Here is a 20,728-nt window from a genome sequence, read left to right on the forward strand (position 1 = left end):
GACGGATATTGCAGTACGTCATTCATTGTTTGAAGCTCAATACATGTTTCGTCCAAAAGGTCCCTGCCAGCCGCCGTAAATGTTAGTGTTCTTCTTGAAAGAGAAAAAAGACAGCATATAACAAGTAGCAATACACAAACTTATATCGGTTTTTCCGACCCATACTTCACCAGAATATTGAATGGGGTTTAGGTGTGGTTTATGGGCATCAAGGTTAAAAGAAAAGGCAGATGCCAGCCGAATTCAGGAAATAATCAGTCTTCGCAGCGACAAATACAAGGTGACGGCTTCTTTAGATAAAGAACGCCCCAGGTCCACTTCGAAACATAAAACTCTTCCAGTTGCTTCTATGTGGCTAAGAGTTCCAGTATCTTTTTCACAACGTCAATTCCTGAAACTACACCTGTCAACCGTTCAGTAGCATCGACAACAAAAACGTGGTCTTGCTGTGTATCCATCATAAGCTGAGCGATTTCCTCCAAACTGGTTTCCTCGCAGATCAGCACAGGTTTATGCGTGACGGCTTCAGAGAGAGTCATGCTTTGACGACGCATATCCGCAAATCCTAAGTCCTCCAAGTTAACAACCCCAATAACACAGCCGTCATCGTCGATTACGGGTAGAACACGCAGTTTTGTTCCTTCAAAAGTCTCCAAAGCGCTTTTCACTGTTGTACCATGATGCAAGGTTACCGGTTTGGTGGTCATTACTTCCTTGGCTTTAGTCTGGCAAAGTTTTTCAGGAATTAACCGCTGCCCCTTGGCAAAGAACCGCTCAACAGCAAGTTCCTCTGTCTTTAGCCGCGCATGAGGTTGAACAGAATAAAAGGAATGCTTACCCGAAAGAGCATAACTTACCACACTCGCCAAAAGCGCAGGTATTGCAAACACGCCGCCCAAAGTTTCAACAACGAAGGCTACGGGAGTTAAAAGGACTTTATGAGTTCCCGCCAGAAGAGAAGCCATACCTACAGCCATAAACATCACGCCTGTAACTTGAACGTCAAAAAATGTGGCGAAAATGTAGCCAATCCCAGCGCCGATTACAATTGTAGGGAAAAAGAGTCCGCCGCTTCCCCCAAAACTAAGGGTTGTAGCTGTTGCGAAGGTTTTCAGAAGAACAATCAATATTAGTACAGCTAAACTGAAGCTTGTTCCTTGAATAAGAGCGCTAACGAAATGAAAACCGATACCTATGGAGTAAACAGATAAAACGCCTGACACACTCAGAATGGTTCCGCCGATTAGGACCAGACCTAGATTGCCAAGTCTTCTGCGGACCTTGTAGCTTAAGTGATGTACCCAAGAAAATGACTTTATGAAAAACAAGGTGTATAATCCGCAGATTAATCCAAGCAACATTGAAAGCCCGATTTCATAAAGCGTGATGGGCATACTTGGAATTGGACCAAAAAACGGTTCACTGCCAAGAATAGTGACAGAAAGCAAATACGCAGGAACAGAAGCAACTACTGCCTCCATGAAAGTTTCCCGGTCTAAGTCATTTTTGTAGGGAATTTCAAGCGCGAAAAGAATGGCGGTCAAGGGCGTATGAAAAGTCGCTGCCAAGCCAGCTGCGGCACCAGCAATGAAAACTCTACGCCGCACATCCGCTTTTATCTTAAAATGCCTTGACAGGGCAGCAGCGATTCCCCCTCCGGCAAGCAAACTTGGGCCTTCAGGTCCTGCGCTGCCCCCAAGCCCGATTGTTAGCATAGCGGCAGCGGGTTTCACAGCTGTGTCTCTTAACTCGATGTTTCCATTTGTTAGGTGGTATGCTTCGAGGACGGCGTGGGTTCCAGATTCAGTAGTTTTGGTTTGGGCAAAAAGTTTCACTAATGCGTAGGGTACGCCTATCGACAAGAAGGCTAGGGGAATGAAAAGGAGAATGGAGTAATTGATGACGGATTCGGTGAAGCCCCAAAAGGTCATGTAGAGTAAATAAAACGCGACGGTGATGGAGGATACTAACAAGCCAAGCCCTGCAACCAACAAGTAGTATCGTAAGCCGTCTTGAAATTTACTCATTACGGCGTTCAAACATGCTTAGATTACATATAAATCCTCTGTTCCGACTCTATTTGTCCAATTGGCATAAAGGGAGCGTTGAACAATGATTCTCAAAACTCGAGTTTTTGAAGAGTCCTGCGAGAAAAGTTATAGCTTGCTGGTCTTTTCGAAGGTTTCCTTCTGTTTGAGCCATTCTTCGTACTTTTCTATAAGCCCCTCAACTTGCTGGTTGATAAAATCTTCTACACAGTGAAAAGGCGTGTCCATTTGGTCAATAGCTTGGGCTAGTTTTTCATATTCTTCTTTTGGGACTTCCAGATACTCGGTTTCATTTTTAAGGAAGCGTAATCTGTAGCGGATTGCATCGCGGATGAATTCTTCTCTTGTGGTGTAGCCGAGTTTTCGATTTGTTTCGATGAAGTTTTGGGTTTCGTTGAGTAGTTCGGGTGGGAGGATTACGCTTTGGCTGAGCAGGTTTTCGATGGCGTCGGTGTAGGTTTGCATTTTCATGGTTTGGGCAGTGATTTCGCCTAGCATTCCGGTTAGTTTTTGGTGGGCATCGTCGCTTATTCTTAGGGTTTTCATGTTTGACCCTTGCTCATTTTATAGGGCAAAGCTAATAAAGCTTTTCAGTATACCAAATATACCAAATACACGGGGCATAAGGGATGAAGCACAACATAAGCATTACATTAGAACAAAAAATCTTCCGAGAAATAGAAAACACCCGTGGAAGAGAAAAACGCAGCACCTTCATCGAACACCTAATCATTCAAGGACTAAAAAACTACAATAACAACCCCAAACGCCCAAACACACCCACCTTAATGACCATCACCACTGCATCATACATTGAAAAAAGAAAAGGGGAATAAAGAGCGCCTTACTCCATGCCCCAACGCTTTGCAACTTTTACCGCCAAAAAGACGATGAAGGCAACAATTATGAAAGTTATCAACGCAACTAAAAAGTCACCAATTGCAAAGGGTCCAACAGTGTAAGTTGACAAATCTGTCATTCCTGGAATCGCTAAGCCTATCGCGGGCAAAAGCAAGTCTTTGACTAGTGCCTGAACTAAGGTTCCCAGATACAAGCCGATAATGAAGGCGACAGCAAGCCCAAACACCTTATACTTGGACAGAAACTCTTTGAATTCGTCCCATAGCCCCTTAGGAGGGGGTGGGGGTGGCGCAGGCGGTTTCTCTAGCAATACGCGAATTTTTTTGAGTTCGTCTAAAATCTCTTCGTCACTAACCAAGTAAAACTCTCCAGAATAGTTTTTGCAACTGTGGATTTATAAGATTTGTCATGGTGGGCCGAGCCGGATTTGAACCGGCGACCTTTCGATTATCAGTCGAACGCTCCAGCCGTGCTGAGCTACCGGCCCACATTTAGTGGTGACACCAACTTAATGATATGTTGGTTTAAAAGCGTAACGGTACAGTTTAAGCGTAAAACCCCCCACACCCACCAATCAACCCAAAACAGGGGAAGGACCCCCGAAAAAAGAACAGATAAACAAACAGGGATCAACAAAATAAAATGGGAAAACGACCAACAGATAAATTACTGTGCCCGTTGAAGCGCAAAGAGTTCTCTGATGGTTTTTAGGAGTTTTAAGTGATGTTTTTCGTCGCCGATTATGCTAACAAAAATACTCTTGACGTGATTTAAATTCAGGTTGTAGGAGTGCTCAAACTCTTTGACAACAAACTCTAACGTCTTCATCTGAACAAAAATGTTGTACTCTTCACCCAAGATCGTTTCAAAGACATCCAGCTTATCCATCACAGGGGCAATTCTTCCTCGGAAAAGTCGCCCATCGCAGCAACCTCACGACGCATTTTTCTAACCAAAGACCACGCTTCCCCCACCTGCGTCTCGCAATGTTTAGGGTTCGCCTTTGATTTTGCGATGCTTTCGCTAAGTCCAGCAACGAGGAGAGCATGTTTTTTGCTGTCTAGGGCAATTTCCATTACAAGAGCGTGGATTAGAGGGGGTTTGACCTTTTTTGCAACTGACCGGTAAAGGAGGTATGTTTCGTTTTCCAACAGGCTTAAGCAGTTGAGAAAGGAAGTTGAGGATTTGATGGTAATTCCGCCGTTGACCATTACGCAGCACTAAATAGGCTTGAGGGTTCACTTTGTAGATATAACTTGTGAATTCACACTCAACAAACATCGGCAATGACGGATAAACCTTGAATTGGCAGTCGCCAAATAATTTTGTATCTGAATTCTAAATTCTGAACAGCTTTATGGAAGAACAAAACAGTACCAATGAAGGTGAAAACTTGACAACGTGGGATTCACTGCACCAAGAACACGGAGAAATCTTTGTCAAAATGAACATCCTTGAAAAAGCATTGGCAGACCTTCTGCAGAAGCATACAGAAGAGCAAGTGGATAGGACGTTGGAGCAGCAAAAAGAATTCCTTGAAGCCTTCAAGCAGGGGTTAAGTTTACATTTTACTGTTGAGGAGAAAGCGCTTTTTCCTGAAATGAAACAGATTGGCAAAATTGCGGAATCTTTGGTGGATGAGCTTTTGGTTCAGCACCGATCCATAGTGGGCAAGTATGAAGGAATTGCGGAGCGGTCGAATAGTAATGTGGAAAGAAGAACAAACCTGCGTAGCTTGGTGCAAGAATTAATTACTCACACCAAAAAAGAAGAAGAGTCCGTGTACCCTTTGGTTAAGCAGATGAGCAGGGAACAACTCGAAGTAGTAGACCGCACCGCGAAACAGCTTGGATACCAAGTATAAACACATCACCAAGACACAAAGACCGTTATCTAAAGGGTCAGCCCGAAAAAAGCGAGCTTTTTGTGCCTGAAACGCGGGCAGTTTAGTTACCTTTTTTAATGTCTGAGATGATTCTGGTACGTTAGACTGCGGGTTCGTAGCCTAGCACGGATTAAGGTGTCGGCCTTCGGAGCCGGAGATCGTGGGTTCAAATCCCACCGGACCCGCTTTAATATAACCACATTTACACTGCAAGCCATTTTTTCTCTTTTTCTTTTTTGTCTTTTAAGGTGAGGGATTTCTATTGCTAAGCTCGATTAAACCTGAGGTGACAGCGCAAAAGGAGGTTAATCGGCAGAGCAGAATATCAGCACGCATACGCCTGCTCAGTTCATCCAACCAGATGAGCAGGATTTATCAGGCTTACCGTGTGAAAAGACCATATGAGAGGTTTTTTTCCAAAACGAGTCATCTTCTGAAGTGAAAACTGAAAAAAAGAGGCATAAAAAAGATTGTTGGCTTTCAATTCCCAGTCTTGGGATTAACCATTGAAGCTAACATTGCATTTGTTGAAAATCAAAAGGCACGTTTTGTGAATGAACAAAAGTTAAGAAGGTATGAGGAAAAAAGGTAGTTTATTAGTTATTTTCTTCGTTTAAGAACTAATGCGATTGCGGCGGTTATGCCGACGACTGCTATTGCTGCTACGAGATAAATTGGTTCCATGTGAAAGTTTTTTGACTGTAGCTTTGGTGACTGCGTTGATTGCTGGGTTGGTGAAGAGGATGAAGGCAAGGGTGTAGGTGAGAGAGTTGGAGAGGGGGAAGGTGAAGGAGTTGTGATGGATGTTGGCGGAGGAGACGAAGTTTGAAGAATGCCACACCATTCAGGTGTATATTGCTCGTTTGCTGAGCTTGGTGTGGTAAAACCGAGGACATCGTGAAGGAACCCTCCAATTACGTATATCGTGTCGTTCACAACGGCGATGCCAAAGTTAAGGCGGCTTGTAGGGACCTGAGCACCAATAGTCCATCTGCCATTTTGGGGGTCATAAATTTGGTTAAGAGCAGGAGGAGCACCCAATCCATTATACGCTGCTACGCTCATAACATAGATTCGTTTGGCAGCCATTACACCCGTTGTCGCGCCGGCAGCCCCAAGATACACACTTGATGCCGCAGAGGTGCCCTCACTCCATGTATCAGTTTCCGCATCATATATTTGGTTCAGATTAGACCAAACCGTCGGCAGCTCTGAACCCCCACCTACCACATATATCAGGTCATCAACCACGACTGAAGCATAACTGTACGCTTCAGTTGGCATTGCTGCCTTAGTCGTCCAAGAATCCGTTGCGGGGTCATAAACTTGGTTAAGGTCTCCATAGGGGTATCCTCCTATCAAAAAGATTTTTCCTGCTACAACATTTGCCTGCAGGTCACATCTATCAGCAGGCATTGATGCTTTAGTCGTCCACGTGTTTGTTGCGGAGTCATAGACTTCGTTTACGGCTGTGGCGCCATTGATTGTTTTTCCGCCTATACAATAGATCTTGTTCTGGAAAACTGCTATAGCAAAATCAGCTCTGGGCGTAGGCATTGGCGCTTTGAAAGACCATGTATCAGTAGTTGGATCGTATTGCTCGTTTATGGCTACGATTCCCCCTGTGCCAGGCCATTTTCCGCCCTCTGTGTAACCGCCGATGGCGTAGATTTTGCCGTCTACTGTGGCAACGCCTAAGCTACCTCGCGCAGTATTCATTTGTGTTTTTGTTTTCCAGGTGCCTACGTTACTTCCGGGTGAAGGCAAAGGTTCCGTTACGGTAAAGATTGTTTGATTTTCGGATTGCAAATAGTAGATTGTGTCGTTGGCGAAAGCTTGTCCTGGAAAGGTCACTTTCAGTGTGGCGTTGCCGTATGAAGAGAACGTGTAGTAAAAGAAGTTTTCTAATGAGCCTTCCTGATTAGTGTTGTAAGAATAGGTCGGCAAGATTTGCCCATCTGGGAGTGTTAATGTGATAGTCACGTTTTGGAAGATGTCATTGGGTGTTGGCGGGGCGGGTTGAATTTGAACGGTGATATCGATGCGTTGGTTAAGCGTGGCGGGGTTAGGTTTCACGTTTATGATTACAGAGGTCTCCGTGTAAGTTTGTGCGTGAACCCAAACAGGACCAGTAATAAGCATGCCTGAAGAAAGCAAAGAGAATAAAAGGAACAGGGAAACAACAAATTTAGTCATTCTTTGCCCCAATAATTTATACAGTAGGACTTAAATTAACTTTCATGATTTAACCGCATTATTCTTGAAAATTAAATAAAATAGGAAAAACGAATTTTGTTGTTAGCGGCTTTGCATGTGAGTTCATTGTTTACTCAAGGGTTTTTGAGGTGCATACTTCCATTTCTATACACAGCCATAGCGGAATCCGCAGTAGCCAAGGATTAGGCCATCAATATACTCTAAAGCCATTATGAAGAGGCAACTTACATCTCCGAATGCATAACCATAATATTGCGCCGAAGCTTGTTTAACGCTTGATTTCACGGATACATCTGTATTCAAGGCATAGTGAAAGAATATAGTGACCTCTTTCAATTCCCGTTACTTGGGATTATCCTTTGAAGCTGTGACACATAGGTATAGCAAAAGGTGTTTAAAAATGACTTTCAATTCCCGTTACTTGGGATTATCCTTTGAAGCAGAAAAAGAAGAACAACAGACCCTTTCAGTTTTTGACATCCTTTCAATTCCCGTTACTTGGGATTATCCTTTGAAGCTGTTAAACAGCATTGACCCCCCGCCAGTCACAGTGCCCGTTAGATTTTCCATCGCAATATCCGCTGCCTGCTGAGCAGACAACGTATACCACTGCCCCGAAACAGGATACACAGGCGTACCGACACTACAATTCTGCACAACATAATACGTCTGAGACGAGCCAAGTAGGGCAGAAACAATATAGTTGTAGGGGTTGCTGGTCGTGTAGAAGCTGGGGTTCACGTTGTATTCCAGCCAGTTCTGCAGCGCCGTCTGATTCTCCACCAGCAAATCGATAAACTCGCCGTAAACCGTAGAGTTCTGCGTTAACGCCAAAACCGAAGCCGAAAGCAATGTTTGGTTCTGCGCAAGCAAATCTACCTGCGTCTGCAAAACATCCGCTGCCTGCGCAACACCCTGCTGAGCTTCTTGAGGCGTAATAACGCCTGAAACAGTAGCTAAAGACAACATAACCATAATTGCTATGGAAACTACGTTGGCTTTGTTACTTTTCAAAGTTGAACTAATCTTGTTCGACATCTTGTTTACACTCCAAATAATTTTAGGAAACCATGAAAAGGGCGTGACACACCCACCCCGCAAAACCACAGAATGAAAGCAACACAAAGAGAGAGAATACGTCTCATTCGTCTTAATCCACCAAGACTCAAAGCAGGCTAATACAACACTTTTTCGTGTAATGTCAAATCTTGGTAAAAGCTTAAAAGATAACCTGTCAGATTTTACTTTTATGCTACAATCAATGCCACGCCCAAGTGTTCTTCTAAATTTTTCAAAGCGAATTATCCACAGACCACTTGAACAGTCTCAACTAAAACCAATCACACAATTTCTTTCAAAATATGTAGTAGGTAAATACGGTATTGAAATAGGCGGCCCAAGCAGAATCTTCCATCCCAACAACCAACTACCAATTTACCCATTCATAACATACCTTGACAACGTAAACTACTCTAATGTCACTAAATGGTCAATGGATGCTAAAGATAACTGCCTCTTAGGTCGAAGAGTAGGATTATTCTATGAATTGGAAGCAACAAACCTGTCAACTCTAAAAGATGGGCAATATGACTATTTGTTATGTTCTCACATGATTGAACACACCGCTAACCCCATAAAGGCATTAATGGAGTTCAAAAGAGTAGTCAAACCAAACGGTTTACTTCTACTAATTGTGCCGCATAAAGAAGGCACTTTTGACCACAAACGACCAACCACCACCTTAACACATATGGCGAACGACTATAATCATAATATTGGCGAAGATGACCAAAGCCATGTTCCAGAGATTATAGCGTTAAATGATCCTCCAGTAAAGAAATTAAACGACGATATTGTTAATAATTACAGGAGGCGGTGCCTTCATCAACATGTTTTTTCAACTGAAAGTTTTTTGGAATTAATTGACTATGTGGAATTGGCAATTTTAAGAGTGGCTACATGTTTGCCTGCAAACATAATTGTTGTTGCGCAAAACAAAAAGGGTAGTGAAAACTTTAGGTTCCTAAATGGAAAGAGTGAATGGAAAAAATATAGTCCATTCAAACTAGATCGGGCTAAAGATTAATTGGTTGTACCTATGTTATCTCCTTTGATGGTGTTAGCACCCGAAGTTGAAATATCGTATAATCCAGTGCTTCTAGTAACAATGTTGTTGTATATCATGTTGTTAGTTGCCTGATGCTTCAAGAATGCCATTAGCTCCACTGTAATCAATTCGATTAGCAAGTATGATGTTGTAGATTGCTGTGACTGCAGTATCATTTTCAATATTTATGCCTTGCCAGCCATTACTTATCATAGAGTTTCCAGTTACCGTGTTGTTTTGTCCTCTTAAATCTAAACCCACTCTCCCGTTTGAGTAGAAACTGTTGGAAGTTACAGTCCATGCACTGCCATATAAGCGGCAGCCACTGTAAAGGCTTTTAGATGTAGAGTAACCAGTTAATGTTCCATTATTGCTATACAGAATCGTAAGCCCTGCAGCGCAGTTTTCAGAGGAACCACCCGAAATTTCGGTGTTATTACTATGAATCACAAGCAAACCAGCGCTAGGAGTGTTTGTTTGATTGATAATTGTGTTGCCGCCGATCTTTGTATTATTACAGGTATCTATGGAAATGCCGTTTGATACAGTCATATTTATGGCGGAATTGCGAAAAATAGATAATCCATTGCATCGAAGAGCTTCTATGCCTCTGTAGCAGTTTTCCATTGTATTATCAAGAATCTGCAAGTTACCGCCCCATTCAGTTATTGCAAATGCGCTAGTGCAGTTTCGCAAAGTATTTTCAGAAACAACCACGTTCCAACTGTACAGTTCTGGCCCTGGATTTGATAATTCTAAGCCGAAAGCGTTTCCGCGGTCATAGATGCCTCCAACTAACGTATTGCCAACTATTCTGCCACCGTTGATGTTTTCCATTTTCATCTGTGACCAACCAGAGTTTTCGCAATAGTTGTTTTCAAATAGAATATTGCGACTATATCCATCATACCAAGATACGTCGTTCCATTTGTCAGCTTCTATTCCATGCCCAAGGTATGCGTAGATGCAAGTGTTGTCTCTTGCTGTGGAGTTGTTGCAGCCTCCAAAAAATATGTAGTGAGTCTGTACGTCATGGATGTACATTTTTTCAACTAAGATACGGTTGCCATAGACGGCAAATACGCCGATGCCGCCAGAGTTTGTAAGTACGTCTATTGAGTGCTGTGTGTTGTTGTTTCCGTCTATTTCGCCGCCAGAAATGGTTATGTCGTTAAGAAAGTGCCCTGCAGCTAAACCATCTATGGAGATTGCTGCGGCGTTTTGGTTGTTTCCCACTTTTAAAATTGCGCCATCTGCTAATGTTAAGGTGCGGTTTGATGTTGCAATGGTTAAACTTCCATTTTCCTGATATAATCCAGGTGCAATGTAAACGTTGCCGTTCGCGATGGCGCTGTTAGCTGTGGATGTAAAATTTATTGATGTAAGTTCCATGACTGGCTGCCCTGTACTGCCATTAATCGCCACATACGCAACCGTACCATTCTGCAAGGTGCTGGGCATAATCAGGTAACTAAAATCTCTCTGCCCACCAACGTAAAAGGGCATGCCCAACTGATAGTTTATCACGTAACCATTCTGCTCATCATACACGGTGCAATTTGCCAAAGTGCCAGGAGTGTAGGTTATGCCCGTTGCGCCTTTGCCGATGGTTACGCCTGTGCCTTCCAGAACCGTTAAATCGACCCCTACACCGTCAGCGCTAAAGTTGCCGCCACTGTTAAACAGCATTGACCCCCCGCCAGTCACAGTGCCCGTTACTTTCAATTCCCGTTACTTGGGATTATCCTTTGAAGCATTAAGACCCCAAGCAACGCTCCAAGCAACCACACGAACTTTCAATTCCCGTTACTTGGGATTATCCTTTGAAGCCATACCATAAAAGTTAGGCAGCCAAGGATGAGCCACCCCACTTTCAATTCCCGTTACTTGGGATTATCCTTTGAAGCCGGATTATTTTGAGGTTGAGTCTGAACCTGTACAAGTCTTTCAATTCCCGTTACTTGGGATTATCCTTTGAAGCATGGTGGAATAATTTAGATTATATTCCTGCTGAGCATCCTTTCAATTCCCGTTACTTGGGATTATCCTTTGAAGCGTCACCCTACGGGTTCGCTAAACAGGTGAATGGCAATGCCTTTCAATTCCCGTTACTTGGGATTATCCTTTGAAGCACCGTTTGACGCTCAAATCTGGCGGTAGAGCCAGCACAACTTTCAATTCCCGTTACTTGGGATTATCCTTTGAAGCTTCGGCGGCTTGGTTGTCCGCGAGTTCTTGGATTTACCCCACTTTCAATTCCCGTTACTTGGGATTATCCTTTGAAGCTTCCTTTTTGTGTTATGCCTCACGCTCGTTCTCTGACTTCTTTCAATTCCCGTTACTTGGGATTATCCTTTGAAGCTGAGTTTTGCCCGTTGGAAAGACCTTGATTCATGTAGTCTCTTTCAATTCCCGTTACTTGGGATTATCCTTTGAAGCTCATGCTAATTAAAAGGCGGGGGGTGCCTTTCTTGTCGGCTTTCAATTCCCGTTACTTGGGATTATCCTTTGAAGCCTGTTTGCAAACCACTGCCATTATATACCTTATCATAACTTTCAATTCCCGTTACTTGGGATTATCCTTTGAAGCAAAAATGGCTTCAGCTCCTGTTCAACTTCACTTTTGCCTTTCAATTCCCGTTACTTGGGATTATCCTTTGAAGCTCAACTTAGCCAGCCGCGTTATGCCCAGTCAGTTTACGGCGCTTTCAATTCCCGTTACTTGGGATTATCCTTTGAAGCGGGTTGGGTGATAACCCGCCAGAAAAGTTGCTGTTCAAACTTTCAATTCCCGTTACTTGGGATTATCCTTTGAAGCTTCCCGCGCTCAAATACAAGCCGTTGACGGGTACGCCTTCCACTTTCAATTCCCGTTACTTGGGATTATCCTTTGAAGCTTAGAAGTATACGTCGAAAACAGCGAAGTCGTTTTCAGCTTTCAATTCCCGTTACTTGGGATTATCCTTTGAAGCGTCACCATAGCAAGCAGCGACAAACGCAGCCTCATCTACTTTCAATTCCCGTTACTTGGGATTATCCTTTGAAGCAGAGATTTGTTTGGTGGAAGGCGAGGAAGAAACCTATCTTTCAATTCCCGTTACTTGGGATTATCCTTTGAAGCTACCCACCGCCAGCGGCACCGTCCCACCCGGACTATACTTGCTACTTTCAATTCCCGTTACTTGGGATTATCCTTTGAAGCAGCGGCTGTATGCGATATTTTGACTCAGGCTATTTTGATTCCTTTCAATTCCCGTTACTTGGGATTATCCTTTGAAGCTGTTGATTTCATTTTGATGCTTCGAGAAAACGGTATACGCTTTCAATTCCCGTTACTTGGGATTATCCTTTGAAGCTGAAAAAGATGTTTGCCCTAAACCACTGTTCTTCTATCCCTTTCAATTCCCGTTACTTGGGATTATCCTTTGAAGCGGTGACGCTTAACATACGACAGCAAAGCCATGATATCCGCTTTCAATTCCCGTTACTTGGGATTATCCTTTGAAGCCCCAAAGGCTTCAACATCTACTTCAACCGCCCATATGACCTTTCAATTCCCGTTACTTGGGATTATCCTTTGAAGCCCTAAATTACGAAGAAACGATTGAACCTCAGGAATAAAATCTTTCAATTCCCGTTACTTGGGATTATCCTTTGAAGCCGGCATTTACGGCAGAAATTTTGAACTGTAGATATACCATCTTTCAATTCCCGTTACTTGGGATTATCCTTTGAAGCGTGAACGTTTAGGTCAAAATTTTCGTACCCATTCGATCTTTCAATTCCCGTTACTTGGGATTATCCTTTGAAGCCTGTCCACGTTAAGGTTTTCCTGCTTCGGAACCAACGTCTTTCAATTCCCGTTACTTGGGATTATCCTTTGAAGCAGAAGCCTGCTCCCGTGAATTGTCCCATAAACCGGACCTTTCAATTCCCGTTACTTGGGATTATCCTTTGAAGCCCCAGTAAGGTGCATGATACGCTAACATCATCTTCTCGTTCTTTCAATTCCCGTTACTTGGGATTATCCTTTGAAGCCCAAAGCCCAATTTGCAAGCTTTGCAACAATGTTAAAGCCTTTCAATTCCCGTTACTTGGGATTATCCTTTGAAGCGATGTTGCCGAGCAAGGCGCAGACAAAACAGTTCTTACCTTTCAATTCCCGTTACTTGGGATTATCCTTTGAAGCGCTCAAGATGTCGCACGATTGCAGTATGTAGTTAATGGCTTTCAATTCCCGTTACTTGGGATTATCCTTTGAAGCGGCTTTATCAACTCAGAGTTTGGGGTTGGTGAATTTGTTCTTTCAATTCCCGTTACTTGGGATTATCCTTTGAAGCGACAGCGACTATGACGTTTCGGCTACTGCGTGGAATGACTTTCAATTCCCGTTACTTGGGATTATCCTTTGAAGCAAAGAAGCCAAAACTTCAAGCTGCTGCATTTCTTGTAAACTTTCAATTCCCGTTACTTGGGATTATCCTTTGAAGCAGTCACCATTTAACGTACATCGCCCACGGCTTAAACTTCTTTCAATTCCCGTTACTTGGGATTATCCTTTGAAGCTTTACGTTTCCCCTCTTTAAGTTCAACACGGATTTGCTCTTTCAATTCCCGTTACTTGGGATTATCCTTTGAAGCGTCGCTGGATGTGTCAAGCTGCAACCCCTGAATAGTTAACTTTCAATTCCCGTTACTTGGGATTATCCTTTGAAGCAGAAGCGGTATAGCCGAAAACTTGTAGATGAAACTCAACCTTTCAATTCCCGTTACTTGGGATTATCCTTTGAAGCCACCAGAAAAAACTTATAAGTCACCTGTGAGTTACGTACTTTCAATTCCCGTTACTTGGGATTATCCTTTGAAGCCGAGCCGATTTTAGCCCTATTCGCAAATTAGAGGCAGATTTATTCATGATTCTGGGTATGTAGCCTCGATTATTACTGAAATGTCACTCACTTTATAAACATAATCGAATAAACTGCACTGTGCTGGTCGACCAGAATGTATTTTCTTTCTGACATCGAACAGAAGCAACTTCTCTACCAGCTTCTGCCAACCGCAAGAGAAGTAGGCGTAAGCAAAGAGCTACGCGGCTGGAACTGGCACCAACCACCTCTAAAACCATACTTCGACAATGTCAGGTTGCCCATGTACCAAGTAAGCTCAAAATATTGCCCCACAAACCGAGACGTATACCTGCGCAACGTGGAGAAAAAATATGGCGCCCCAAATGCGCGCATGGCTTTGGGCAAACTGTTCCACGGCATAGTAAGTGACTGCCTTCAGAGCTTTCGACAACGACAAAACATAACATTTGATGCTTGGTGGCAGAAAATCCGGTGGCAAGAAATCTCTGAAAAACCCGAAAACACTATTGACAAGTGTAGACAGGTCTGGGATTTCGTGCAGAAAATGTGCGACGCCCAGCTGGCTGAGCGTTCTTGCAGCCAGCCTTACTCGACGGAAATGGACTTGATTAGCACTGCCGTTCCGTTTCTGGTTGAGCACAAGCTTTCGGGTGAGCTTCTTGGCTTAAGCGATATCCTAAGTGTGGATTGTTTTGATTATCTAAGAACCATCATGTTTGACCTCAAAGTCACCAGCTTCAAGGAGAACTGGCACAGACTCTACTCCCTTGGCTATGCCCTTGTTTTTGAAAGCATCCACGAAGTACCGGTGGATATTTGCTGCACCGTCTACTTAAACGTTGAAAACGGCAAAATCAGTGTACAAAAAGACTTGTTTTTTGCTAACGATGAACTGCGGCAGTGGTGGCTTGAGGAACGAGACAGGAAACTGGAGATTGTGGCGGAGAGAAGAGACCCGGGCAAGCCAGAATGTTCACAGTGTAAAGAGTACTGCCAATACTACAACATCTGCTATGGATAAAGCGGGGGTGGTTGTTTTGAATGTGTTTTTGGATGATTTTGGGATTTTCTTGGGACGCAAACGAAACCGCTTCAGTATTAAGAAAGGCAACGAAGTAAAAGAAATCGTGGCTGATGATGTTGACTCAATAATCTGCTGCTCCTCTGGCGTAGCTTTTTCTGCAAGCGCATTAGATTTAGCCACTGAAAACAACATCCAGGTGGTCTTTGCAAAGTATCGTGGGTGGCCTTACGCGGTTTTGATGCCAGCATCGTTAACTGGCTCAGTCAAAGCGAGACGGGAACAGTTTCTGGCTTATAATGATGAGCGAAGCGTAGTTCTTGCCAAAAAGTTCATCACTGGGAAACTGGTGAATCAAGCGAATTTTTTGAAGTTGATGGCTAAGAATAGGAGGCAGACCAGCCCTAAATTGGCTGAAAAACTGTATGAGTCAGCCAAACACATTGACGACGCCAACGAGCGAATCAACAGAGAGCAGGGGCGTAACATTGACGAAAAGCGTCAGCAAATCATGAATTTAGAGGCAGAAGCAGCACGATACTACTGGGACTGCGTACGGCAGATTTTGCCTGCTGAACTGGAATTTACAGGCCGAATCACCCGAGGCGCCACCGACCCGTTTAACGCGATGCTAAATTTTGGGTATCAGACGGTTCTGTTTCCTGAAGTTTGGAAAGCCGTCAGCTACGCGGGCTTGGATTTTTATGCGGGATATTTACATGCTGACCGCTCTGGGAAGCCATCATTGGTTTTGGATATGATGGAGGAGTTTCGCCAGCAACTCGTAGACCGAACACTAATTGGGCTAATCACTAAGAATGTCATAAAACCTGACGAGATTATTGCTATAGAATCAGTTGAACAAGGGCGGGTTTTACGGAAAGAAGTCATTAAAGTCATTTTAGACGCCCTCCAAGAGCGCTTAGACAGTGAAGTCATGTTTAATGGTCAGAAAGGGTCGATGAAAAGCTTCATTCACCTGCAGCCTCGGTGTATGGTTCGTTTCTTGCTCAAGGAAGCCGAGTATGTGCCTTTCTGTTTGGGGTGGTGAGCCCCATTGCGTTATGTGGTGATTTATGATGTTTCCGACGACAACTTGCGAACGCTTGTGGCTGAGACGCTTAAGGACTATGGGATGCAGCGGATTCAGTACAGCGGCTTTATGGGCGACCTCCGACGTGACCAACTCAACAGCCTTTTGGTGGATTTGAAGAATCTGATTAAGGATTTGGTGGAGAACGTACAGCTGTTTCCCATGTGTGACAGCTGCCTAAAGGGTAAGAAGATGGTGGGTAAACCCAAAAAGTACGAGTTCAAAGAAGGCAAAGACAAAATTGCGTACTTTTAAGCACAACATTTTTGTATGCAAACGATATCTATTGTACACGGTGATGTGTGTTGACGCTTAAACCATTAGCCGTACGCGTCCCCGCCGAATTAGAAGAGGAAATTTCGGAAATCATAAAAAAAGAAAAATTAGACAAAGCAACAGTCGTCCGAAATCTCCTTGAAGCAGGCATCACTGAGTGGAGAAAACAAACCGCCTTGGAACTCTTAGGTACAGGGAAAGCCACGTTTGCCCAAGCCGCTGATATCGCGAAGCTTTCTCTTTGGGAATTTGCCGATTTAGTGAAGCAGTGCAATGTTGAATGGGTCAGGTTCGAACCAGAAGAAGTTGAGAAAGACTTTAAGGTAGCCTCGGCGGCGAAACGTAATTGAAACCGTTAGTTTTCAATTCCACCCCCTTGATATACCTGTCTAAAGCTGGATTAAGCGGGATTATTGAAAGTCTGCAGGAGGAAAAGTTGACTTCTCCGCTGGTTAAAGTTGAAGTTGTGGATAAAGGCAAACAAAAAGGTGCTCCAGACGCTATTGCTTTGGAGAAACTGTTTGAAAACGGCGTTTTTAAACTTTGCAATCCCAAAGACAAGCTGTTCCTTTCACGGTTGTCCAGGACGCGGGGGCTTCATGCTGCGGACGCGGAGGTTTTAGCTCTTGCCAAGGAACACGCGGGGCTGGCGGTTATTGATGATGAGGTGGCAAGAAAAACCGCTAAAGTTTACAAAATCAGTTACGTGGGCACGCCGTATGTTTTGGCAAGGGCAGTTTCAGAAAAGGCCCTGTCAAAAGAGCAGGCTAAGGAGGCGGTTAAGGACATGGTTTCTTCGGGTTGGCGCTGTAACGTAGAAACCTACGCCAAGATAATGGAGTTAATAGACAAAATATAAGGGCTGCAGTCTTGGGCAAGAAAAATGATTATTGGCTGAAACGTCAACAGAAACTACGTGTTTCCGATGTGGCAGAGTCTTTTATCTCCGTTACCGATGTCAAGCACTATATTTACTGTCCAAGGCTAATCTACTTTGACCACGTACTGCACGCGAAGCCTGTTTTTGGTTCACAGCAGGAAGAGGGCAAAGAGTCTCATGAGGAGCAGGTGACTAAGGAGCTGAGGCGCAAAGACGCCGTTTACTATTCGTCGGAGTTTGTGGGTGCCCAGAAACTACTCTTTGCATCCTTAAGCTCGGATGCGCTTGGCTTGCAGGGCAACGTTGACCTCATAATCCACACAACCCGCGACGAATTCATACCCGTCGAGTACAAGAACATGAACAGCGATGGCGGCAGAGTCTGCATGGACCACAAATACCAACTTGTCGCCTACGCCCTACTCATAGGAGAAACCTACAGCACAACCGTCAAAAGCGGCATCGTAAACTACCTCCCCGAAACCCAGATCCTGCAGTTCGAAATAACGCCCACCATGAAAACCCACGTCAAACGCGTCCTAGGACACATAAAAAGAATAATCCAAACCGAAGAACTGCCACCAATACGAGTAGCGAGTTATAAATGCCAAGGCGGATGCGGACACAAACAAACATGCCAAACAAAATAGAAAGCAAAATAATTAAAGACCTAAAGATAATGCAATATTATGATGGCTATCACTCCTGAAATGGGAAAATCTCACATAGTAAAAACTATTGTTCAATATGCCAGATATTTAAAGGATGAGCGATTTCTCGAATTCATTCCTGAGACTGATAGGCAAGAGGCTAGGTCATACTTACAGAAGTTGGATGAACCGTTGTTAATTAGAAACATGCACCAACCAAAGAATTGTCCAAGAACGGAATTCAGCCCTCAAATATACATGCATGTTTTCGCGAAGCCAGAACCAAGCGACAGATTGATTTCTATAGCAGTTGAAAGTTTGGTTAAAGAATTTTTTGATTATTTGGAGCGTGCCTTCTTTGTGATAATACGGCAAGAAGAAGGGCATGAGATAATTCTTGAAAGCTTTGAGAAATTAAATTATGATATGTTATTTTGGAACTTCTTGATAAGCCAATACTCTGATGACAACCTAACTTACCGGTGGTCGTTAGTTAAAGCGCTCTACAATCTGAAGCCTTATTTTGACCCGTTTAAAATAAAGAACAGCATATTGAAAAATAAAATTCCATTGGAAACTCCGGAAAGTCCCTCTTTATTTAATGATAATTCTATAAGAAACTGTCTTTTTTGTGGACGAGAAATAGTTGATGATAAAAGCGTTCATAAAGTGATGGGCGGATTTGCAAGTTTTGCCTCACAAAAGCCTCAATCTGATATTAAAACCCAGAACGCGATAGTTTGCTCAATTTGCCTATTCGCTTCGTGCGTCTCACTTATCAGGACCTCAAATCCACAAGGCTTAGGTTATGCCAAAAACATCGTCTTAGTAGCTGAAAGCGGTAAAGAACAGTACGAGTCTGTTTTCAATAGGCTAATCGGAATATCTGTGGGCTCTTTCTTCACTATGAAAAACGCTGAAACAAGCATCGACAAATATGGTGAGACAACTGTAACTCATTTAGTGGCATCTACCGCACCCATTGAACTTTTGCAGGATCAGCACGTCAATTTAATTTCAGGTGCCTCTGAAAATCCATTAGACAAACGAAAGATTATCGCCATTAAATCTTTCGAAGAGTTAATAGGCTTTAGAAAAATGTACAAACCATCTGATGAAAGCTGCTTCAGAAAAATTCATTATGATATCTTACGAGGAAACTTTTTTAGCATTTTTGGGCATCTTGCAGGTCTTTCAAATAGAAAAGAACTAATAGATAATGGGATATATCGCTTGGTTAGGTATGGAGTGATTGAATTGGACGATGCAAGGATTGTGTTTGGCTCAGCTTTACTTATAGATGCTTTTTTACCAAAGTCATGGAAAAACGCAGCCGACGATGCAAAAACAGATACACGTAAAGTAGCATACTACTTGGATCAGCCTGAGGAAGTTTTATACAGACTAAGAAAGATCAGCGATGAGACAACAAGCATAAACAAAACTTTCTCTAACGAGGCATCTTACAAGCTTTTGAAAGAATTATTGCAGGCTATATACGAAGAAGAACATTATGGTGCATTTCAAGAAAAAATAAAACAAAACGACTTAGGCCAAGAATATATGCGTCTTTCATTAGATGATGTTCTTAAGGTGTATCTGTACATCAGAGAATACTTGCTTAAGAGATACAAGGATCAAGATGAAAACAAAATGAATAAGACGTATTCAGATTTTATGGCAAAAATCAAATATGCACTAGTCGCTCGAAGACCTGAATTAGTGGAAACAGGTGGCAAATAAGATGTCTGACGTTTTTAGAAATGCAAACAAAAACCTTGTCCACATGGACATCTACGCCGTTGTGGAAGCAACTCAAGAGTTATATTTTGGCAATGTTAAGGATCTGAATATAAACCGAGTTGAACTGATCTCAGTTCCAAAGGATGATGGAACAGTAGTTCAAAAACCATATATGAGCCCTACAAAAATGAGAGGCGTAGCTAGAAGAGCCCTTCTCTGGGAACTAGTTCGATTGGGCGACCAAAAGGTTTTGAGTTGTGGGATACCCGCAACATGTGGGAACTGTGATGTATGTCGGCTGTATGGTGCCTTGGTTACAACACAAAAGGGAACCAAATCTAAGGCAACAGAATCAAATTCTCAAGGAACTGAGGAAGAAAGCCTCGCTGGAAGCATTGCGAGCAGAGTCATCCAAGCAGGTGGTGTTGCCATACAAGAGCTTACGCCCGCAATTAAACAAAGACTCAGTTCTCCCTGTTATGTTGTTAATGGGAAAATAGGTCAATACAATGTGGAAGAGATCAAGAAAATGCTTCAAGACAGAGGTGTCACTGGAGACGCACTGAATAGGCTTTCGCAACCCATGCCTTATGAAAAAGAGTATGTTACAGGGCTCTTCCCGATATACTGGCACGCCTATTATCTTGAGACTTCCAAGAATGACGAATCCAAGATGTCAGAACCACAGATGGTGGCTTTCAGTTTCATAGAGACGTGGAAAAGAATAGGTGCAGGGCACCCAAAGGGTGCAGAAATCAAAGAAGCAGAAATCCAGGGCAAACCGCAGCCGTTGATTGTTGTAGACATCTATCACAAACCGCTTGGCAAAAGGCCAATCATTAGTGTTAGTGAATCAAATGAAAAAACCGCCATAGAAACGTTCGTACGGAAAGCAATGATAGTCAATGGTAAAACAAATCCAGAAGAGCATATAACCATTTCCGAGAACGAAACCACGGTTACACTGTTTGAACGTTTCATCGGCGATGCAGCAGAAGATTTCCTCAGAAAGCTTGCAAGCGGATTGGGCACACCCTCAAAATTAATATCGCCTCCAAAAAAGTGATGCAGTTGTT

The 20,728-nt window shown here is 43.2% G+C and carries 18 protein-coding genes, 2 tRNA genes and 2 CRISPR repeat arrays; of the genes, 12 read left to right on the forward strand and 8 right to left on the reverse strand.

Annotated elements, in window-relative coordinates:
• Positions 1 to 347: 347 nt before the first annotated feature.
• Together ACBZ72_05735 and ACBZ72_05740 are read right to left on the reverse strand one after the other, a co-directional pair.
• Positions 348 to 2,027: a chloride channel protein gene (locus ACBZ72_05735; protein XES78374.1), complete on the reverse strand. Its 1,680-nt coding sequence runs from the start codon at positions 2,025 to 2,027 to the stop codon at positions 348 to 350.
• Positions 2,028 to 2,156: 129 nt separating this feature from the next.
• Positions 2,157 to 2,594 (reverse strand): ribbon-helix-helix domain-containing protein, encoded by a 438-nt coding sequence (locus ACBZ72_05740; protein ID XES78375.1) that lies wholly within the window; start codon positions 2,592 to 2,594, stop codon positions 2,157 to 2,159.
• A gap of 83 nt (positions 2,595 to 2,677) precedes the next feature.
• On the opposite strand from ACBZ72_05740, the gene ACBZ72_05745 reads away from it, so the two are divergent.
• Complete coding sequence (locus ACBZ72_05745; GenBank protein ID XES78376.1) at positions 2,678 to 2,884, forward strand: hypothetical protein; 207 nt, start codon at positions 2,678 to 2,680, stop codon at positions 2,882 to 2,884.
• An 8-nt stretch (positions 2,885 to 2,892) separates the two neighbouring features.
• Here the strand turns inward: ACBZ72_05745 and ACBZ72_05750 are convergent, their stop codons facing one another.
• From ACBZ72_05750 to ACBZ72_05765, 4 genes are all read right to left on the reverse strand, one after another.
• Entirely contained in the window at positions 2,893 to 3,267 is a 375-nt protein-coding gene (locus ACBZ72_05750) for an MscL family protein (GenBank protein ID XES78377.1), read from the reverse strand.
• A gap of 51 nt (positions 3,268 to 3,318) precedes the next feature.
• Positions 3,319 to 3,396, reverse strand: a tRNA-Ile gene (locus ACBZ72_05755).
• 179 nt (positions 3,397 to 3,575) lie between these two features.
• Positions 3,576 to 3,797, reverse strand: coding sequence for a hypothetical protein (locus tag ACBZ72_05760; protein XES78378.1), 222 nt, complete (start codon positions 3,795 to 3,797; stop codon positions 3,576 to 3,578).
• Positions 3,797 to 4,120, reverse strand: a complete 324-nt coding sequence (locus tag ACBZ72_05765; protein ID XES78379.1) for a hypothetical protein — start codon at positions 4,118 to 4,120, stop codon at positions 3,797 to 3,799. Before ACBZ72_05765 ends, ACBZ72_05760 begins: the two co-directional genes overlap by 1 nt.
• 182 nt (positions 4,121 to 4,302) lie before the next feature.
• Here ACBZ72_05765 and ACBZ72_05770 point away from each other — a divergent pair, with 182 nt between their 5' ends.
• Positions 4,303 to 4,773 (forward strand): hemerythrin domain-containing protein, encoded by a 471-nt coding sequence (locus tag ACBZ72_05770; GenBank protein XES78380.1) that lies wholly within the window; start codon positions 4,303 to 4,305, stop codon positions 4,771 to 4,773.
• 130 nt (positions 4,774 to 4,903) lie between these two features.
• Positions 4,904 to 4,979 (forward strand) — tRNA-Arg (locus ACBZ72_05775).
• 415 nt (positions 4,980 to 5,394) lie between these two features.
• Here the strand turns inward: ACBZ72_05775 and ACBZ72_05780 are convergent.
• The gene (locus ACBZ72_05780) at positions 5,395 to 6,990 is read right to left on the reverse strand and encodes a Kelch repeat-containing protein (GenBank protein XES78381.1); all 1,596 of its coding nucleotides are present in this window, start codon (positions 6,988 to 6,990) and stop codon (positions 5,395 to 5,397) included.
• A 350-nt stretch (positions 6,991 to 7,340) separates the two neighbouring features.
• Positions 7,341 to 7,536: direct repeats of the CRISPR family, unit length 37 nt; unit sequence CTTTCAATTCCCGTTACTTGGGATTATCCTTTGAAGC.
• 673 nt (positions 7,537 to 8,209) lie between these two features.
• On the opposite strand from ACBZ72_05780, the gene ACBZ72_05785 reads away from it, so the two are divergent.
• Positions 8,210 to 9,097, forward strand: a complete 888-nt coding sequence (locus ACBZ72_05785) for a methyltransferase domain-containing protein (GenBank protein XES78382.1) — start codon at positions 8,210 to 8,212, stop codon at positions 9,095 to 9,097.
• Between the two features lie 102 nt (positions 9,098 to 9,199).
• Here the strand turns inward: ACBZ72_05785 and ACBZ72_05790 are convergent, their stop codons facing one another.
• Positions 9,200 to 10,807 carry a right-handed parallel beta-helix repeat-containing protein gene (locus ACBZ72_05790; protein ID XES78383.1) on the reverse strand — a complete coding sequence of 536 codons (1,608 nt, stop codon included), beginning with the start codon at positions 10,805 to 10,807 and terminating at the stop codon, positions 9,200 to 9,202.
• A 29-nt stretch (positions 10,808 to 10,836) separates the two neighbouring features.
• Positions 10,837 to 13,986: a CRISPR direct-repeat array (repeat unit 37 nt; unit sequence CTTTCAATTCCCGTTACTTGGGATTATCCTTTGAAGC).
• 136 nt (positions 13,987 to 14,122) lie between these two features.
• On the opposite strand from ACBZ72_05790, the gene cas4a reads away from it, so the two are divergent.
• The 8 genes from cas4a to ACBZ72_05830 are packed head-to-tail and all read left to right on the forward strand — an operon-like array spanning position 14,123 to position 20,718.
• Positions 14,123 to 15,010, forward strand: coding sequence for a type I-A CRISPR-associated protein Cas4/Csa1 (cas4a, locus tag ACBZ72_05795; protein XES78384.1), 888 nt, complete (start codon positions 14,123 to 14,125; stop codon positions 15,008 to 15,010).
• 7 nt (positions 15,011 to 15,017) lie between these two features.
• Positions 15,018 to 16,061, forward strand: coding sequence for a CRISPR-associated endonuclease Cas1 (gene cas1, locus ACBZ72_05800; protein ID XES78385.1), 1,044 nt, complete (start codon positions 15,018 to 15,020; stop codon positions 16,059 to 16,061).
• 15 nt (positions 16,062 to 16,076) lie between these two features.
• The gene (cas2, locus tag ACBZ72_05805) at positions 16,077 to 16,358 is read left to right on the forward strand and encodes a CRISPR-associated endonuclease Cas2 (GenBank protein ID XES78654.1); all 282 of its coding nucleotides are present in this window, start codon (positions 16,077 to 16,079) and stop codon (positions 16,356 to 16,358) included.
• Between the two features lie 50 nt (positions 16,359 to 16,408).
• Positions 16,409 to 16,729, forward strand: a complete 321-nt coding sequence (locus ACBZ72_05810; GenBank protein XES78386.1) for a UPF0175 family protein — start codon at positions 16,409 to 16,411, stop codon at positions 16,727 to 16,729.
• On the forward strand, positions 16,726 to 17,238 hold the full coding sequence (locus ACBZ72_05815) for a DUF3368 domain-containing protein (protein XES78387.1): 513 nt from the start codon (positions 16,726 to 16,728) through the stop codon (positions 17,236 to 17,238). The genes ACBZ72_05810 and ACBZ72_05815 overlap by 4 nt, the downstream gene beginning before the upstream one ends.
• Before the next feature lie 11 nt (positions 17,239 to 17,249).
• Positions 17,250 to 17,909, forward strand: coding sequence for a CRISPR-associated protein Cas4 (gene cas4, locus ACBZ72_05820; GenBank protein XES78388.1), 660 nt, complete (start codon positions 17,250 to 17,252; stop codon positions 17,907 to 17,909).
• A 39-nt stretch (positions 17,910 to 17,948) separates the two neighbouring features.
• Positions 17,949 to 19,652 carry a hypothetical protein gene (locus ACBZ72_05825; protein XES78389.1) on the forward strand — a complete coding sequence of 568 codons (1,704 nt, stop codon included), beginning with the start codon at positions 17,949 to 17,951 and terminating at the stop codon, positions 19,650 to 19,652.
• 1 nt (position 19,653) lies between these two features.
• On the forward strand, positions 19,654 to 20,718 hold the full coding sequence (locus ACBZ72_05830) for a hypothetical protein (GenBank protein XES78390.1): 1,065 nt from the start codon (positions 19,654 to 19,656) through the stop codon (positions 20,716 to 20,718).
• The last annotated feature ends 10 nt before the right edge of the window (positions 20,719 to 20,728 follow it).

Source organism: Candidatus Bathyarchaeia archaeon (assembly GCA_041447175.1).
Classification (GTDB): domain Archaea; phylum Thermoproteota; class Bathyarchaeia; order Bathyarchaeales; family Bathycorpusculaceae; genus JADGNF01.

What these genes read in the sequence shown, in the direction of transcription:
- cas4a (XES78384.1), top strand. Translation starts at nt 14,123, where the DNA reads ATGTATTTTCTTTCTGACATCGAACAGAAGCAACTTCTCTACCAGCTT.
- ACBZ72_05765 (XES78379.1), bottom strand. Translation starts at nt 4,120, where the DNA reads ATGGTCAACGGCGGAATTACCATCAAATCCTCAACTTCCTTTCTCAAC.
- ACBZ72_05830 (XES78390.1), top strand. Translation starts at nt 19,654, where the DNA reads ATGTCTGACGTTTTTAGAAATGCAAACAAAAACCTTGTCCACATGGAC.
- ACBZ72_05740 (XES78375.1), bottom strand. Translation starts at nt 2,594, where the DNA reads ATGAAAACCCTAAGAATAAGCGACGATGCCCACCAAAAACTAACCGGA.
- ACBZ72_05790 (XES78383.1), bottom strand. Translation starts at nt 10,807, where the DNA reads ATGCTGTTTAACAGTGGCGGCAACTTTAGCGCTGACGGTGTAGGGGTC.
- ACBZ72_05735 (XES78374.1), bottom strand. Translation starts at nt 2,027, where the DNA reads ATGAGTAAATTTCAAGACGGCTTACGATACTACTTGTTGGTTGCAGGG.
- ACBZ72_05760 (XES78378.1), bottom strand. Translation starts at nt 3,797, where the DNA reads ATGGATAAGCTGGATGTCTTTGAAACGATCTTGGGTGAAGAGTACAAC.
- ACBZ72_05780 (XES78381.1), bottom strand. Translation starts at nt 6,990, where the DNA reads ATGACTAAATTTGTTGTTTCCCTGTTCCTTTTATTCTCTTTGCTTTCT.
- ACBZ72_05745 (XES78376.1), top strand. Translation starts at nt 2,678, where the DNA reads ATGAAGCACAACATAAGCATTACATTAGAACAAAAAATCTTCCGAGAA.
- ACBZ72_05825 (XES78389.1), top strand. Translation starts at nt 17,949, where the DNA reads ATGATGGCTATCACTCCTGAAATGGGAAAATCTCACATAGTAAAAACT.
- ACBZ72_05785 (XES78382.1), top strand. Translation starts at nt 8,210, where the DNA reads ATGTCAAATCTTGGTAAAAGCTTAAAAGATAACCTGTCAGATTTTACT.